The organism is Campylobacter concisus, from assembly GCF_002913225.1.
GTDB lineage: Bacteria > Campylobacterota > Campylobacteria > Campylobacterales > Campylobacteraceae > Campylobacter_A > Campylobacter_A concisus_J.
Map to the genome: position 1 here is coordinate 1 of NZ_PPAW01000020.1, position 16,125 is coordinate 16,125.

Consider the following 16,125-nt stretch of genomic DNA (forward strand, 5'->3'; position numbering starts at 1 on the left):
TTGAACAAATGTCTAGCTCAATGAATGCTATCTCTCAAAAGACAGCTGATGTCATAAGACAAAGTGATGAAATTAAAAACATCATAACTATCATTAGAGATATAGCAGATCAAACAAACCTTCTAGCTCTTAATGCTGCAATAGAAGCAGCACGTGCAGGAGAACATGGCAGAGGATTTGCAGTTGTTGCTGATGAAGTAAGAAAACTAGCTGAAAGAACTCAAAAATCTCTAGGAGAGATAGAAGCAAATACAAATGTCCTAGCTCAATCAATAAATGAGATGAGTGAATCAATTAAAGAGCAAAGTGAAGGAATCAATATGATAAATCAATCAGTTGCTCAAATAGATCACCTAACAAAAGAGAATGTTGTAATTGCAAACCAAGCAAATGAAGTAACATCAGAAGTAGATGAGATGGCTAAAGCTATTGTTGAGGATGTTAGGAAGAAGAGGTTTTAACAAACAAACCCAAGCACAATACAAAGCATAGTCCTCTGAAGCATTAGAGGGCTATGTGAATTTAGACTACTTGTTTTTCTGCTTTAAACTTTGAATTTAATACTCAAGAAAATTCAAGCAAATTTTAAAATTAGAGCTGGCACATCACGCTTCCAAATTCAGTGGCAAGTGATAACGAGACCTAAAATCAGTAGTCAATTCTTGCGAGTGAATGGAATTTTAAAATTTGTAAAGACAGCTTAATTAAATTTCTAAATTTGCTTTATCAAAAAGGGGAGACAAGGGGACTTGAATTACGAAGCTGTCCCCTTATCCCCCTTTTTAAATCCCCTAAACCCCTCGCACGTTAGAGGTGCATGCAATTGTGCTAAAGCACTGCATGTGGATGATTTCAATAAAATTTAAATTTAGAGCCGTGATATGCTCGTTTATAAATTTTAAAATTTCTTGTTCCATCGTGCATAAATTTGATTAAATAAAAGATAAATTTAGCCCAATTTATGTGTTACTTTTCTACTCAACTATTTAAATAAATTTATAATTTATTTTTTTAAGATTTACTTGTAAAATCCCCATAAATATGTAAAAAAATTGCTTTAAATTATCACATTAGTTCTTTTATCAAGGGCTATTTATATAAATTTTCTTAAACTAATATGTAATTTTATGTTTTAAGTTTATTAAAATTTTATCTATGTAAATCAGGGGTAAATAAGTTTAATGAGGATAATATCTATTAAATTTGTTTAAATCTTTGAAGGAGAAAAAATGAATCGACGAGATTTCATCAAAAGTGCTGCAGCTAGTGCTGCTTGTGCTAGTGCTGGCATCGCTGTGCCAAGCTCGCTAAGTGCGGCAAGTGAAGTTGAAAAAGGTTGGCGTTGGGACAAAGCTGCCTGTAGATTTTGCGGAACTGGATGTGGCATCATGGTCGCAACCAAAGAGGGCAAGATAGTAGCTGTAAAAGGCGATCCAGAAGCACCAGTAAACCGCGGTCTAAACTGCATCAAAGGCTACTTTAATGCTAAGATCATGTACGGCGAAGATAGGATCACTCATCCGCTTTTACGTGTAAATGAAAAGGGCGAATTTGACAAAAAAGGTAAATTTAAGCAAGTAAGCTGGAAACAAGCATTTGACGTGATGGAAGCTCAGTTTAGAAAGACTTATGATGAGCTAGGACCTCACGGTATCGGTGTGCTTGGCTCTGGTCAATACACTATCCCAGAGGGCTATACAGCTGTTAAGCTTATGAAAGGTGGCTTTAGAAGCAACAGTATCGATCCAAACGCAAGACACTGCATGGCAAGTGCGGTTCTTGGTTTTATGCAAGTTTTTGGTATCGATGAGCCATCAGGCTGCTTTGATGACATCGAGCTAACAGATACCATCATAGCTTGGGGCGCAAATATGGCTGAGATGCACCCGATCCTTTGGGCGCGCGTGAGCGATAGAAAGCTTAGCGATCCTGATAGAGTAAAGGTCGTAAATTTAAGCACTTACTCAACTAGAACATCAAATTTAGCCGATATCGAGATCATTTTTGCTCCGTCATCTGACCTTGCTATCTGGAACTACATCGCTCGTGAGATAGTTTATAACCACCCTGAGATGATCGATGAAGAGTTTGTTAAAAAACACTGCGTCTTCACAGCTGGCCCAGTTGATATCGGATATGGTCTTCGTCCAGACATCCACCACAAAAAATATGCTCCAAGCGAGCTAGACACAGCTGCGACTGAGAAGTCAAAGGTGCTAAGCGAGGCTGAGGGCGTTACGCTTTCTTATCTTGGCCTAAAGGCTGGTGATACGCTAGAAAATAAAAATGCTGCAAAAGCTGGCGATCACTGGCAAATAACATTTGAAGAGTTTAAAAAAGCTCTTGCGCCTTACACACTTGATTTTACAGCTAAAGTGGCAAAAGGCGATCCAAACGAAGATATCAATGAATTTAAGAAAAAATTAAAAGCACTTGCTGATCTTTACATCGAGAAAAATCGTAAAGTCGTGAGCTTCTGGACTATGGGCTTTAATCAACACCAACGCGGCACATGGGTAAATGAGCAAGCTTATATGGTGCATTTCTTACTTGGCAAGCAAGCACTTCCAGGCTCAGGTGCCTTTTCTCTAACAGGTCAGCCAAGTGCGTGCGGAACAGCAAGAGAGGTTGGAACATTCGTTCACCGCTTGCCAGCTGACATGGTTGTCGGCAATCCAAAACATAGAGAGATCACTGAAAAACTTTGGAAACTACCTGCTGGCACACTAAATGCCGTACCAGGCTCACACTACGTAAAAATGATGCGTGATCTTGAAGATGGCAAGGTTAAATTTATCTGGGTTCAAGTAAATAACCCATGGCAAAACACTGCAAACGCAAACCACTGGATCAAAGCAGCTCGCGAAATGGACAACTTCATCGTCGTAAGCGACCCTTATCCAGGAATTTCTGCAAAAGTAGCTGACCTTATCCTCCCAACTGCGATGATCTACGAAAAATGGGGCGCATACGGCAACGCCGAGAGAAGGACACAGCACTGGAGACAGCAAGTGCTCCCTGTTGGCGAAGCGATGCCTGATATCTGGCAGATGCTTGAGTTTAGTAAGCGCTTTAAACTAAAAGATGTTTGGGGCGAGAAAAAGCTAAATGACAAAGTGACACTTCCAAGCGTGCTTGAGGCTGCAAAAGCTATGGGATATAGCGAAGAAGATACGCTATTTGACGTGCTTTTTGCAAACGAAGATGCTAAGAAATTTAGCGCAAACGATCCGATCATGGAAAACTATGACAACACAGAAGTCTTTGGCGACAGCAGAAAAGTGATCGGCTCAGATGGTAAAGAATTTAAAGGATATGGATTTTTCATCCACAAATATCTTTGGGAAGAGTATAGAAAATTTGGCGTTGGCCACGGCCACGACCTAGCTGACTTTGACACTTACCACAGAGTAAGAGGTCTTAGATGGCCAGTTGTCGATGGTAAAGAGACTCAGTGGAGATTTAACACCAAATTTGACCCATACGCTAAAAAAGCTGCTCCAAATGATAAATTTGCATTCTACGGCAACAAAAACGCAGCCCTTCCAACAGGCGATCTAAAAGGTGTGAAAAATCAAGAGAAAACTCCTCTTGCAAACAAAGCAAAAATTTTCTTCCGCCCTTACATGGATCCATGCGAGATGCCAAGCAAAGATTATCCATTCTGGCTATGTACTGGCCGTGTTCTAGAGCACTGGCATACAGGCACGATGACTATGCGTGTTCCTGAGCTTTATAGAGCCGTCCCAGAGGCGCTTTGCTACATGCACGAAGATGACGCTAAAAAGCTTGGCGTAATGCAAAACGAGATCGTTTGGGTCGAGTCACGCCGTGGCAAGGTAAAAGCAAGAGTAGATCTAAAAGGTAGAAATAAGCCGCCAGTAGGACTTGTTTATGTGCCTTTCTTTGATGAAAACGTATTTATAAATAAAGTCTGCCTTGACGCTACTTGCCCTATCTCAAAAGAGACAGACTATAAAAAGTGCGCGGTTAAAATTTACAAGGCGTAAAAGTGGCTGATATGGAATTTTCAAGTAGGCGAGAAGCTTTGAAATTTGGAGCTAAGGCAGCGATCTTAGCTCTTGGCGGAGGCTTTGTATGGTCACTTAGTGCCAAAGCCTCACCGCTTGTACTTCTTAGACCGCCTGGTGCGAAAGCGGAGAAGCAGTTTTTGAAAAGCTGTATTAGGTGTGGGCTTTGCGTAGAGGCCTGTCCATTTGATACGCTAAAACTTGCTACTCTTGAAGATGGTATAAGTGTCGGTACGCCTTATTTTGAGCCTAGAAAAATTCCTTGTCATATGTGCGAGCATATCCCTTGCGTGCCAGCCTGTCCGACTGGGGCACTAGACGCAAATTTAGTTAGCACAGCTGGCAAACTCGATATCAACAAAGCCAAAATGGGCGTTGCAGTGGTCGATATGAAAAACTGCGTGGCCTACTGGGGCATACAGTGCGACGCTTGTTACAGAGCCTGTCCGCTCATAGACAAAGCCTTGTATCTTGAGTATCGCCGCAACGAAAGGACGCAAAAGCATGCATTTTTGCTCCCAGTAGTTGACAGCGATATTTGCACGGGTTGTGGCGTGTGTGAGCGAGCCTGTATCACCGAAAAAGCAGCCATTACTGTGCTAAACCGCGAGGTTGTGCTTGGCAAAGTTGGCGATAACTATGTCAAAGGCTGGATAAAAGAAGATGAAAGGCGCGTGGATGATGCCAACAGCAAGATAAAGCTCGACATAAAAAAGGCGACTGACTATCTAAATGGCGGTGAGCTATGAAATTTTTAATCTTAAGACGAATAACTCAAATTTCTATCCTAGTGCTATTTATCCTAGGAAATGTTTATGGAGTTAAGATACTTAGCGGAAATTTAAGCTCATCTACGCTTTTTGGACAAATTCCACTAAGCGATCCATTTGCGGTGCTTCAAATTTTACTAGCAAGCTTTAGCGTAGGCATAAATGGGGTAATAGGCGCAATCATCGTCTTTGCATTTTACGCACTCATCGCTTCTAGAGCGTTTTGCTCGTGGGTTTGCCCAGTAAATTTACTAACCGACATTGCTTACAAGCTAAGGGAGAAATTTGGCTTTAAGGGTGAGAAAATTTTAAACGTAAGTAAAAATTTGCGCTATTACTTACTAGCGCTTGCTCTTATCTTAAGCCTTGCTCTGTCAGTGCCAGCGTTTGAGAGTATTAGCTTTATAGGTATCATCCAGCGTGGCATCATCTATGGCTCAGTTAGCGCCATTGGCATCGCCATTGGCATAGTGGCCTTTGATATGTTCGTACTAAAGCGTGGAATTTGCTCACACGTCTGCCCGCTTGGTGCATTTTACGCGGTGATATCAAAATTTGCTCTTATCAGAGTAAAACACGACGCAAATGCCTGCACAAAATGTATGAAGTGCAAGCTCGTCTGCCCAGAGGTGCAAGTGCTAGATATGATCGGCAAAGAGAGCCGCGCGGTTAGCTCAAGCGAGTGCATAAGCTGCGGTAGATGCATCGACGTTTGCGGCGACGGGGCGCTAAATTTTAGTATTAGAAATTTAAGGAGAGAAAAATGAAAATGAAAATAATGGCGCTTGGAGCACTATGCGCTGCCTTTTTAGCGGCATGTGCATTGAATAATCCAAGCATTAGCGATTCGCAGATCGGCCTTAGAAATGTCGATTTGTTAGATGATAAAGACGTTGTTTTAAAAGACATCAACTACACAAAAGAGCCAGCGGGTATGGCAAAGAGGTTTGATAGATCTTTTGAAAATGCACCTCCGTTTATCCCACACGACACTGAGGGTTTGGTGCCTATCACAAAAGATTCAAATATGTGCGTAACCTGCCACATGCCTGAGTTTGCAAAAGATAGCGGAGCTACTCCTATCCCAGCTTCTCACCTTTATGACATCAGAAACAAAAAAGATCTTGCAGGCAAGCTTGATGATGAGAGATATAACTGCACAACTTGCCACGTCGAGCAACAAAATGGCGTAACTCAGCTTGTTGGCAATAAATTTAAGCCTGACTTTAGAGATAAAAACGGCTCACATAAGTCAAATTTACTAGACGTTTTAAATGACGGCGTTAAGTAATGCAAAGCAGGCGCGAGCTTTTTAGCAAAATTTTGGGGGCAAAACCTGCTCCCAAATTTATAAATCCGCCATTTTTTAGCGGTGAATTTGACTGCGCTGGCTGTGAGGCTGGCTGCGTAAGTGCCTGCGAAAAAGAGCTTCTTAGCTTTGAAAATGAAAGAGTTGTTTTTAAAGTTAAAAAGCTAGGCTGCGACTTTTGCGAAGAGTGTGCGAAAGCTTGTCAAAGTAGCGCTCACGTGACACTAAGCTTAAACTCGCCAAAGAGCATAAACGCAAAGGTTAGCATCAACGTCGCTAGCTGCCTAGCGTGGAATGACACGATTTGCTACAACTGCCTTGATGCTTGTAAATTTAAAGCAGTTGAGTTTCTTGGTGTTTTTCGCCCTATAATCAATCAAAATTGCGTAAGCTGCGGCGAGTGCTTTGATGTTTGTTTTAAAAATTCGCTTGAGATGGAGGCTTTATGAGAGTTTTATTTTTTCTTTTTTGCTTGTTAAATTTTGTCTTTGCAAATGAGATCACAATGCCTGTTAAAGAGATAGAAGCTAGTGCAAATGTGCTTAATACTACGCTGATAAATGGCAAACTTTTTATCGCAACTGATGGTGGCACGGTTGAAATTTACGATCCAAAAGAGTCTAAATTTGATGAGATCATCAAAATGGATGATATAAAAACATACGTAAGCGACCATGAGAGGCCAAAAATTTTAAGCGTAGATGAGCTTGGCGGAAAGATCCTCATCCTAAGCGAGGGTGACTACGCTACAAAGGTGCTTTATATAAGAGAAAATGGGCAGATGAGAAGCATAAAAATGGCTAATCAAGCGATAAAAAAGGCTCTATTTTTAGGTGATGAGCATATAGCACTTGCCTCGATCAGCAATGAAATTTACTTTTTAAACCTAAAAAGTGGCGAAATTTATGATAGTTTTAAAATATCAATCGCAATGCTCTCAGATATGGAGATAAGCGAGGATAGAGGCACGCTAGCGATCGCTTGCGAGAGTGGTAAGGTCTATTTTTACAATGTTCGCACTAAAAAAATGGACAAAATTTTAGATATCCACACTGATAATATCTACGACGTCGCCTATAAAAATGGCGTCATGATAAGTGGAGGCACCGACAGGATCGTTGGCATCTTCTCAGCTGGGACGCTAAAAAAGATAAACACTGGCTTTTTGGTTTATGGCGTGGGGCTTAGTAGTGACGGTAAGACCGCTGCATATATGAGCGATGAGATGAGCGATGTAAATTTGGTTGATAGCACAAGCCTAGAAAATATCGCAATGCTAAAAACTGGGCAAAGCACGATAAATAGCATAGTTTTTATAAGCGACAACGAGGTTGTGACCTCTGCTTATGAGAAGAAAATTTTATTTTGGAGAGTTAGATGAATATTTCAAGCCTGATAGTCTATACTGATAATAAAAACGAGAGCGTAAAAAGCGAGATAGGCAAGCTAAAAGAGTGCGAGATCATCACTGATGCAGAAGATAGGATCGTGGTGGTAGTTAGCTCAGAGAGCATAGAAGATGAGATCAGAGTTTTTAAGATGATAGAGGGCATTAGCGGTGTGGTGAGCGTTGCGATGGTTTATAGCTATCAAGAAGACGCTCAGGAAAATAGAGAGAGGCTTGAAGCAAACGGCAAGATAAGTGAAATCTTAACAAGCGATGACGTAAAAGCCGAAGATATCGCATACGGCGGTAGCGTGCATTATAAGGTGAGGTAAATTTAACTCCCTTTTGGATAAAAGAATTTATAAATTTAAAGTTGAGATTTCAAAAATAGAAATTTATTATTTCGCAAATTTTAAAACTTTACTCACTCGCCTTAGCAACTTACTAAATTTAGCTCTTGTAAAACTCGCCACTAAATTTAGAAGCGTGATATGCTCGTTCTTAAATTTTTAAAATTTGCCTACACTTGCCTGACGATAAAACGCATGCAGTGCGTTAGCACTATCGCATGCACCTCTAACGTCGTCGGGGTTAGGGGGATCGTTAAAAAAAAGGGGGGGGGCTTCTTTGCTTCGCAAGCTCGCAACTGCAAGCAGACCGTAATTCAAGCCCCTTCCCTCTTAAAAAAGAAGCAAACATTTAAATTTGATTAGATTAATTTACAAATTTTAAACTTTCACTCACTCGCAAGAATTGACTACTGATTTTAGGTCTCGCAAAGCTTGTCACTAAAATCAGAGCCGAAATTACTCGTTCATAAAATTTTAAAATTTGCTGGAATTTCAATAAAATGTATGCATTGTAAAGCAAATTTTAAAATCTTACTTGCTCGCCTTAATATACCACTAAATTTAGAAGCGTGATTTGCCAGCTCTAATTTTAAAATTTGTCAGACGCTAAATAGCGCAGCGCGGTAGCATAATCGCGCGCTTTGCTCTTACTACATACCGAAAAATATCTAAATTTTTAAAGCTCCCATTAAGTTTTCATCAAGCGCCTTATTAGCCAAAATTTTGTAAAATCCGCTCATTAAAAAGGATAAAAAATGAGTGAAAATTCTGGCTTTACACACCTACATTTACACACCGAATACTCCCTACTAGACGGAGCTAACAAGATAGAAGAGCTAGCTCATACGCTCCATGACAGAGGCGACACGGCAGCAGCGATCACGGATCACGGCAACATGTTTGGCGCGATTGATTTTTACAAAAAGATGAAAAAAAATGGGATAAAACCGCTAATTGGCATCGAGGCTTACGTGCACAACGGCGAGCAGCTCGATGATAAGAGCACCAAGCAGCGCTTTCACCTCATACTAATCGCCAAAAACGAGACTGGCTATAAAAATTTGATGTATCTTAGCTCCATGAGCTATATCGAGGGCTTTTACTACTATCCTCGTATCAATAAAAAAATCTTAAAAGAGCACAGCGAGGGGCTAGTTTGCAGCTCTGCTTGCTTGCAGGGTGAGGTGAGCTGGCATCTAAATTTAAGCGAGCGTAACGTTAAATTTGGTGCTAAAGGCTACGAGAGGGCAAAAGAGGTCGCGCTTGAGTATAAAGAAATTTTTGGCGATGACTTTTACCTTGAGATCATGCGCCACGGCATCGGCGATCAAAGGCGCATAGACGATGACATCTTGCGTATCGCAAAAGAGACTGGCATCAAGGTCATCGCCACAAACGACACCCACTACACTTTTAAAGAAAGAGCCGCTGCGCACGAGGTTTTCATGTGCATTGCGATGAACAAAACATTAGACGATCCAAACCGACTTCGCCACAGCGTCCATGAGTTTTTTGTTAAAAGCAAAGAGCAGATGAATGAGCTATTTTTAGACATCCCTGAAGTGATAGAAAACACCCAAGAGATCGTGGATAAGTGCAATCTTGAGATCAAGCTTGGTAACCCAACTCCGCCAAATTTCAAATTTACTCTTGAGTGCGCCAAAGAGAGAAATTTAACCCTCCCAGAGCCAGAAAACAGATATAGTTTCAAAAATGACGCTGTATTTTTCGAGCACGAGTGCAGAAAAGGCCTTGAAGAGAGGCTGAAATTTGTCCCAAAAAATTTACACGAAGAGTATAGAAAGCGCCTTGAGATAGAGATCGGCATCATCAATAAGATGAATTTCCCAGGATATATGATGATCGTTTGGGACTTCATCAACGAAGCCAAGCGTAGAGGCGTGCCAGTTGGCCCAGGACGTGGCTCTGCGGCTGGTAGCTTGGTCGCTTACTCGCTAAAGATAACTGACCTTGATCCTATCCCATACAACCTGCTTTTTGAGAGATTTCTAAACCCAGAGCGCGTTAGCATGCCAGATATCGACGTGGACTTTTGCCAAAGCAGGCGTGGCGAGATCATCGACTACGTCACGCAAAAATACGGTAAATTTAACGTTGCTGGCGTCATTACATTTGGTAAATTGCTCGCAAAAGGTGTCATCAGAGACGTCGCTAGAGTTTGCGACATGCCTTATGCGGAGGCTGATGCGATGGCAAAACTTATCCCTGATGAGCTAAATATCACACTAAAAGATGCCTATGATAAAGAGCCAAAGATAGCTGAGCTAATAAGTCAAAACCCAAAGGCGGCTAAAATTTGGAAATTTGCCCTTGATCTTGAGGGGCTAAACAGAAACGCCGGTCAGCACGCAGCGGGTGTCGTCATCTCAAACGAAGAGCTTTGGAACAAAACCCCGCTATTTCGCCAACCAAACAGCCCAGAAGATCGCTTTGTCACTCAGTATAGCCTCAAATACCTTGAAGACGTTGATTTAATAAAATTTGACTTTCTTGGCCTTAAGACGCTAACGGTTATCGACAATGCGATAAAGCTCGTTAAACAGCGCACTGGCAAGGAGATCATCTGGGAGCAGGTCGATAAAAACGACTCTGGCGTTTATAAAATGATACAAAGTGGCCAAGCCATCGGTATCTTTCAGATAGAGGGCGAGGGCATGAGAAAGCTAGGAACTAGCCTGCGCCCAGACTGCTTTGAGGACATCGTTGCGATGCTAGCACTCTACCGCCCAGGGCCTATGGAGAGTGGCATGCTTGATGACTTCGTCAAAAGAAAACATGGCGAAGCGGAAATAACATACGCATTTAAGGAGCTTGAGCCGATCCTTGCGCCAACATACGGCGTCATCGTCTATCAAGAGCAAGTCATGCAGATCGTGCAGGCCATAGGCGGCTTTAGCTTAGGCGGTGCGGACCTTGTGCGCCGTGCGATGGGTAAAAAGATCAAAGAAGAGATGGACAGGCTAAAGGGCGAGTTTGTAAAAGGTGCTGAGGCAAAGGGGCTAAATGGACAAAAAGCGGACGATCTTTTCGAGCTGATCGTTAAATTTGCAGGATATGGCTTTAACAAGTCTCACTCTGCAGCATACGCTTATGTCACATTTCAGACTGCTTATCTGAAGGCTTACTATCCGGCTGAATTTATGGCGGCACTTCTAACAAGCGAGGAGAGCAACGTCGATAAGATCGTTCGCTACATCGATGAGATAAAACGCATAAACATCGATACCTTGCCACCATCTATCAACAAATCAACCAAAGAATTTAGTGTCGTTAAAAATGAGGGTCACGATGGCATTATATTTGGACTTGGGGCGATTAAGGGCGTTGGTGGAGCGGCAATTGAGAACATCATCGCTGAGCGTGACGCAAAAGGCGAGTTTAAGAGCATGGATGACTTTGTCTCAAGGATCGATCCATTTAAGGTCAATAAAAAGGTCTTTGAAAGCCTTATAAAAGCTGGTTGCTTCGATGAGTTTGGCTTTAGCCGCAAGATGCTTTTACAAAATGTAGAAAATATCGTAGAAGCTTGCAAAAATGCAGCCCAGATACGTAAAAACGCGGCTGAGAGCCTATTTGGCGAAGATGATAGCATGAATGATGTGAAGATAAATTTCGTCACTATAGATGATGAATTTGACATCAAGCAGATATTGAAATTTGAGCAAGAGAGCGTTGGCATCTACCTCTCAGGCCACCCGCTTGATGACTATAAGGACGAGATAAATAAGATCAAATACACGCTAAGCTCGGAGTTTGAAACCTTGCCGCAAAGTGCTGAAATTTTGGTAGTTGGCAAGATCGAGGACTTTAGCACAAGGATCACAAAAAGCGGTAAAAAAATGGGCACTATAAATGTGCTTGATTTTCACGGCAACATCGAGATCGCCGTCTTTGAAAGGGAGCTTGGCAACATCGAAGATATCGTAAAAGACGAGGCAAAGCGCGATTTGCCTTATGCTTTTAGGATAAATATCTCGCGCGACGATCAGTTTGTTAGGACAAATTTAAATGAGGTTTATAGCCTAGAAGACGCGCAAAATTTAGACTTTAAGACTAGAAAGCTAAAGCAAAACTCTAAATTTAGCAAAAATGAAGAGGCGAGCGCCCCTCAAAAAGTAAGAGAGTATGCCGAACTAGAGGTGCTTTTGATGCTGAGCGAGCTTAGCAGGCAAAAGCTGGAGCAAATTTACTCGCTAGTTTTTAGCAAAAATGCTCCAAATAATCAAAAACGGCTAATTTTGAAGATAAAAAATGAAGCAACTGGCGAAATTTTCATCTATAAGACCGAGTTTATCGTAAGTGATGATGTAGGCGAAGAGATAGAAAAGCTAGCCGCTTCAGCGTAAATTTAAGGACGAGAAATGTTTGATATTTTTAGAAAAAAGGACCATTTTTTAGATGAGCTTGGTGTGGATAAGTCTAGCTGGAGTGAGCTTTTTAGCGCTTGCCTTGGCAGAGCGATGCTGCTTCAAAAACGGCTTTTTAAGCAAGTGGTTGAGGCTAGCAAGTGGCAGGCTGACTTTGAAAGTGGCAAAATTTGCTTTGACAAGCAGGAGTTTTATATGCAGTTTATCGGCTCTGAGAGCTTTTCGTCAAACACTTGGCTTTGGGGATATAAAAATATAAATGGCTTTAATGAGCGCTTGCTTGGACTTGCAAATAGGGCGCGTGAGTTTGGCGAGAAATTTGGGCTTGAAGCGTTTAAAACGGCGCAGTTTGAGCTGGACGAAAATGTAAATGGTCATACGCTCAGCATGGTCGCTTGCGTGGCGCTTGGCGAGGAGCTAAGCTATTATAGGATTGATTACGACGGAGGTGCTGCGTACGTGGCATTTAGGGCGGAGACTATCTTTAAAGAGCCAGTTTTAGCAAACGAAGTAGTAAGCGTAGTAAATGAGTGTATAAGTGCCTATGAGCTTGATCACAGGCTTTTTATAAAAGGGCTTTTGCTGGGTTGCGAGATAAAATTTAGTGAAAACAAAGATGAGATAGTAGCTAAATTTAAAGATAATGTAATTTTTTCATTTGATGAATTAAACAGGCTAACAAGCGTCTCTGCGAAGCTTTAAGCTTATATTTTGGCTGGGTTATTCGTGCGCTTAGCTTAATAATCTAGCTCTTTTCTTAGTAAATTTATCTCATCTATTACCATTTGTGGCTTTAGCTCTTTCATACAAGCATGCGTTTTTAGCGGGCAAACTCGCTTCATACAGGGCATGCAAGCTAAATTTAGATGCATTATCTTTGTAAATTTATTGCCCCAGGGCGAGGTCTCGCTAAATTTTGTCGGTCCAAAAAGAGCGATTGTTGGCACATGAAAGGCGGCAGCTACGTGCATAGGACCGCTATCGTTTGTGACGAAAATGCCATTTTTACTAAGTCCAGCTATGCGCTCACAAAGCTCTTTGACACTGGTTTTGCCAGCTAAATTTTGGCAAGCTACGCCATTTTCTTTTAAAATTTGCTCTATTTTTTCACAAATTTCTTGCTCGCCTTTGCCACCAAAGATAACGATCTCAAACTCATCTTTAAAATTTAAAGCCACCTGCGCAAAATACTCTGGATACCATCTTTTCGCACTTCCATAGCTTGCACCTGGATTTAGTGCTAATGTTTTTTTGGTTGAAATTTGAGGTGTAAAATGTAGCTTTAGCTGAGTAGAAATTTCGCTTAGGCCTAGGGCATTTTTTACAAAATTTGCATATTTTAGCACCTGATGAAGGACAGTTTTACTCTTTTTAAATATGGCTTTTTTCTTAGCATTTATAAAAAATAGCAAAAATTTACTAGCAAACGAGCTTCTAAAGCTAAGCGCTAGATCAAATTTGCCAAGACTTTTTGCACTTTTTGCAAGAGATAAAAGTCTAAATTTAGCCTTTTTGCTCTCATCAACGACTACTTTTTCGCAGTTTGGATGGCTTTTGTAAAGCTCGCAAGCTACAAATGAGCCAAAAAAAACAATTTGTAAATTCTTCTCATTTTGCACCAAATTTTCGATCGCAGCGCTTGCCATCACACTATCACCAAGCCAGGTTGGAAGCTCGATAAAAACTCTCATTTTAAGGCATCTTTTATAACATCAAGCGTAAGAGCGGCGTTTTTTTCGATGCTAAAATTTAAAGAAAGCTCGTAAGCCTTCTCTTGCAGGCTCGCTAAAAGCTTATGGTTTGTGAGAATTTCATCTATAAACTCCAGCGCGCTCTCATCATTTGGGCTTTGAAGCACAAATTTGTCTTCTAAAATCTCGCTAGCGCCATTTTGAGCTGTCGTAAAGACCACGTTTTTAAAGCTAAGTGCCTCTAGCACGACATTTGAAAATGGTTCATAGTGCGTTGGAAAGATAAAAATATCGCTCGCCTCGTAAAATTTAGCTGTGCTCTTTTGCTCGCCGACAAAGTAGGCGTTTAGTCCAAGTTTTTTAGCTAGGCGTTTGTAGCTTGAGATGTTTTTGTCTTTTCCCACAATGAGCGTATTTACGGGCGTTTTTAGCTTTGAAGCAAGGAGCAAAAACTCTTTTAGCCCCTTTCTTTTAAAGCCATTTCCCACAAAAAGCAGGGTCGCAAGCTCAAATTTAAGTCCGAATTCCTCACAAAGTGCGAGCTTTGCCTCGGCTTTTTGTACCCTTTGGGGTAAATTTACGCCGTTATAAATGGTCGTGATCTTTTCAGGCTCTATGCTGTAAGTTGCGATGATCTGCTCTTTGATGAAATTTGAGTTTGTGATGATCTTTTGGGAGTTTTTAAAGCACTTTTTCTCTAAGTATGGATAGACGAAATTTAGGGGGTTTAGCCACCAAAAGCTCTTTGTCGCCCTATAAACCTTATGCACGCCGTCTCCTGCCCTGTAGATATCGGCGCAGCTTACTCGCTCTAGGCTAAAGTAAAACTCGTCCTCTTTTTTTTGACGTTTTACTTGGCGGTTAAAATTTAGAGCTTTTTTCCAAGAAGAGACGCTGGTGTCTCCAAGATATGAGCGAATTTCTGTTTGAATACCAAGCTCATTTATGGCCTTAACAAGCCTTCTTAAGTATCTTTCAGCACCTCCAACTGCGCTTGGATTAGTTCTTAAAAATACTATTTTTTTCATCTATAACTCCTAAAGCCAGTGCCCAAAATAAGAGCATCAAAAGTGCGTTTTCATGGTGAAATGTCGTATTTACAAGTGAAATTACATTTTGAAAAAAAAGCATCAAAAGCGCTAGAAAAACTATACGGCTTTGTCTGAAATTTTTAATAAATTTAATAAAAAGTGATAGTTGAAATACTAAATACGCAAGCAGGGCGATGATGCCTTTTTCGGTTAAGAATGTTAAGAAGGTATTATGTGAATGAGATACATGTGCTTTTGCACTTTGTGGAAAAAAGTGTGTCAAATCTATACTCTTAAAATTTCCACTACCTATGCCAAAAAAGATATTGTCTTGCCATGTTTTAAATGCACTTTCAAATATGAGAAATCTAAATTCACCACCTTGCACCCCTTTTGACATTTGATCGTATATTCTTTCATCTGCAGTAAAGGCTATGGTTATATATAAGTATGTAAAAAACACTACGCAAAATAAAATGGATAGTGTTAGTGAGAGCTTAAAGCTAACCTCTTTTTTATATATCAAATATGAGAAAATTAAAACACTAACCAATGGAATCATATAAGCAGTCGATCTTGAACCAGCGATAGCAAGAGCTAAAATACAAATTATAGATATGGAAATATTTATTGATCTATTTTTATTTTTATTTGATATAAATAATAGTGCTGTTAGAAAAATTAAAAATATGTAAATAGCACTATGATTTACATGTCCAATTGATTTTAATATTAAAAAAGCCTCTGGATCTTGATCACTAAATTTTTCTATGCAAGCTGGTATAAAAGCGACAATAAAACCAGCAAATAGTGCATAAAACATAAATTTAAAATTTATTTTTTCTGTTCCAACAGTTCTAGCTACAAAGAAAAACAACATACATCTTAATGGATCAAGCACTCTTGAAGGCGAAACCCCATTTACAAGGCAGCTTATAAAAGTGGCCAAAACAAAGATAAAGAGGGAAACATTTATAACATCAAATTTAAATTGCCTTTTTTCTTTAACACAAATATAAATTCCAACTAAGACAAAAAGCGTTAAAGAAATTTGTTTTAATCCTTCGGTAACTGGTAGTGTAAATAACATCACAAGCAAAAAAAAGTTATAGAGTTTTGACGCAATCTCATTTTTCATGCATATCCTTTAAATTTAAGTTTGCATTTT

The 16,125-nt window shown here is 40.4% G+C and carries 13 protein-coding genes; 10 read left to right on the plus strand and 3 right to left on the minus strand.

All coding sequences use genetic code 11. The annotated features are described in order from the left end of the window. From CYP26_RS04535 to CYP26_RS04585, 10 genes are all read left to right on the plus strand, one after another. Nucleotides 1–461 (plus strand): methyl-accepting chemotaxis protein (locus CYP26_RS04535; RefSeq protein ID WP_258031343.1); only part of this gene is annotated, 461 nt, incomplete at its 5' end. A 768-nt stretch (nt 462–1,229) separates the two neighbouring features. Beyond that, on the plus strand, nt 1,230–4,010 hold the full coding sequence (napA, locus tag CYP26_RS04540; RefSeq protein ID WP_103630541.1) for a nitrate reductase catalytic subunit NapA: 2,781 nt from the start codon (nt 1,230–1,232) through the stop codon (nt 4,008–4,010). Between the two features lie 11 nt (nt 4,011–4,021). Beyond that, a complete protein-coding gene (napG, locus tag CYP26_RS04545) occupies nt 4,022–4,780 on the plus strand; it encodes a ferredoxin-type protein NapG (protein WP_410368994.1) in 759 nt (252 codons plus the stop codon). Continuing rightward, nucleotides 4,777–5,568 carry a quinol dehydrogenase ferredoxin subunit NapH gene (gene napH / locus CYP26_RS04550; RefSeq protein WP_103630543.1) on the plus strand — a complete coding sequence of 264 codons (792 nt, stop codon included), beginning with the start codon at nt 4,777–4,779 and terminating at the stop codon, nt 5,566–5,568. The genes napG and napH overlap by 4 nt, the downstream gene beginning before the upstream one ends. Further along, complete coding sequence (locus CYP26_RS04555; RefSeq protein WP_012001478.1) at nt 5,565–6,092, plus strand: nitrate reductase cytochrome c-type subunit; 528 nt, start codon at nt 5,565–5,567, stop codon at nt 6,090–6,092. Before napH ends, CYP26_RS04555 begins: the two co-directional genes overlap by 4 nt. Beyond that, entirely contained in the window at nt 6,092–6,559 is a 468-nt protein-coding gene (locus tag CYP26_RS04560) for a 4Fe-4S ferredoxin (protein WP_103630544.1), read from the plus strand. The genes CYP26_RS04555 and CYP26_RS04560 overlap by 1 nt, the downstream gene beginning before the upstream one ends. Continuing rightward, nucleotides 6,556–7,491: a WD40 repeat domain-containing protein gene (locus CYP26_RS04565; RefSeq protein ID WP_103630545.1), complete on the plus strand. Its 936-nt coding sequence runs from the start codon at nt 6,556–6,558 to the stop codon at nt 7,489–7,491. Before CYP26_RS04560 ends, CYP26_RS04565 begins: the two co-directional genes overlap by 4 nt. Beyond that, nucleotides 7,488–7,829, plus strand: coding sequence for a chaperone NapD (locus CYP26_RS04570; protein ID WP_103574268.1), 342 nt, complete (start codon nt 7,488–7,490; stop codon nt 7,827–7,829). Before CYP26_RS04565 ends, CYP26_RS04570 begins: the two co-directional genes overlap by 4 nt. A gap of 773 nt (nt 7,830–8,602) precedes the next feature. Further along, complete coding sequence (dnaE, locus tag CYP26_RS04580; RefSeq protein WP_103630547.1) at nt 8,603–12,214, plus strand: DNA polymerase III subunit alpha; 3,612 nt, start codon at nt 8,603–8,605, stop codon at nt 12,212–12,214. 15 nt (nt 12,215–12,229) lie between these two features. After that, the gene (locus tag CYP26_RS04585) at nt 12,230–12,937 is read left to right on the plus strand and encodes a DUF6882 domain-containing protein (RefSeq protein WP_103630548.1); all 708 of its coding nucleotides are present in this window, start codon (nt 12,230–12,232) and stop codon (nt 12,935–12,937) included. Nucleotides 12,938–12,972: 35 nt separating this feature from the next. Here the strand turns inward: CYP26_RS04585 and waaF are convergent, their stop codons facing one another. From waaF to CYP26_RS04600, 3 genes are read right to left on the minus strand one after another with little or no spacing between them, the layout of a single operon-like run. Then, a complete protein-coding gene (gene waaF / locus CYP26_RS04590; protein ID WP_103630549.1) occupies nt 12,973–13,926 on the minus strand; it encodes a lipopolysaccharide heptosyltransferase II in 954 nt (317 codons plus the stop codon). Further along, nucleotides 13,923–14,954, minus strand: coding sequence for a glycosyltransferase family 4 protein (locus tag CYP26_RS04595; protein WP_103630550.1), 1,032 nt, complete (start codon nt 14,952–14,954; stop codon nt 13,923–13,925). The genes waaF and CYP26_RS04595 overlap by 4 nt, the downstream gene beginning before the upstream one ends. Further along, nucleotides 14,926–16,095, minus strand: a complete 1,170-nt coding sequence (locus CYP26_RS04600; RefSeq protein WP_103630551.1) for an O-antigen ligase family protein — start codon at nt 16,093–16,095, stop codon at nt 14,926–14,928. The genes CYP26_RS04595 and CYP26_RS04600 overlap by 29 nt, the downstream gene beginning before the upstream one ends. Between the last annotated feature and the right edge of the window lie 30 nt (nt 16,096–16,125).

Excerpts from the sequence above, each read along its gene's own strand:
- napA (WP_103630541.1), top strand. The coding sequence starts at position 1,230 with ATGAATCGACGAGATTTCATCAAAAGTGCTGCAGCTAGTGCTGCTTGT.
- napG (WP_410368994.1), top strand. The coding sequence starts at position 4,022 with ATGGAATTTTCAAGTAGGCGAGAAGCTTTGAAATTTGGAGCTAAGGCA.
- napH (WP_103630543.1), top strand. The coding sequence starts at position 4,777 with ATGAAATTTTTAATCTTAAGACGAATAACTCAAATTTCTATCCTAGTG.
- CYP26_RS04555 (WP_012001478.1), top strand. The coding sequence starts at position 5,565 with ATGAAAATGAAAATAATGGCGCTTGGAGCACTATGCGCTGCCTTTTTA.
- CYP26_RS04560 (WP_103630544.1), top strand. The coding sequence starts at position 6,092 with ATGCAAAGCAGGCGCGAGCTTTTTAGCAAAATTTTGGGGGCAAAACCT.
- CYP26_RS04565 (WP_103630545.1), top strand. The coding sequence starts at position 6,556 with ATGAGAGTTTTATTTTTTCTTTTTTGCTTGTTAAATTTTGTCTTTGCA.
- CYP26_RS04570 (WP_103574268.1), top strand. The coding sequence starts at position 7,488 with ATGAATATTTCAAGCCTGATAGTCTATACTGATAATAAAAACGAGAGC.
- dnaE (WP_103630547.1), top strand. The coding sequence starts at position 8,603 with ATGAGTGAAAATTCTGGCTTTACACACCTACATTTACACACCGAATAC.
- CYP26_RS04585 (WP_103630548.1), top strand. The coding sequence starts at position 12,230 with ATGTTTGATATTTTTAGAAAAAAGGACCATTTTTTAGATGAGCTTGGT.
- waaF (WP_103630549.1), bottom strand. The coding sequence starts at position 13,926 with ATGAGAGTTTTTATCGAGCTTCCAACCTGGCTTGGTGATAGTGTGATG.
- CYP26_RS04595 (WP_103630550.1), bottom strand. The coding sequence starts at position 14,954 with ATGAAAAAAATAGTATTTTTAAGAACTAATCCAAGCGCAGTTGGAGGT.
- CYP26_RS04600 (WP_103630551.1), bottom strand. The coding sequence starts at position 16,095 with ATGAAAAATGAGATTGCGTCAAAACTCTATAACTTTTTTTTGCTTGTG.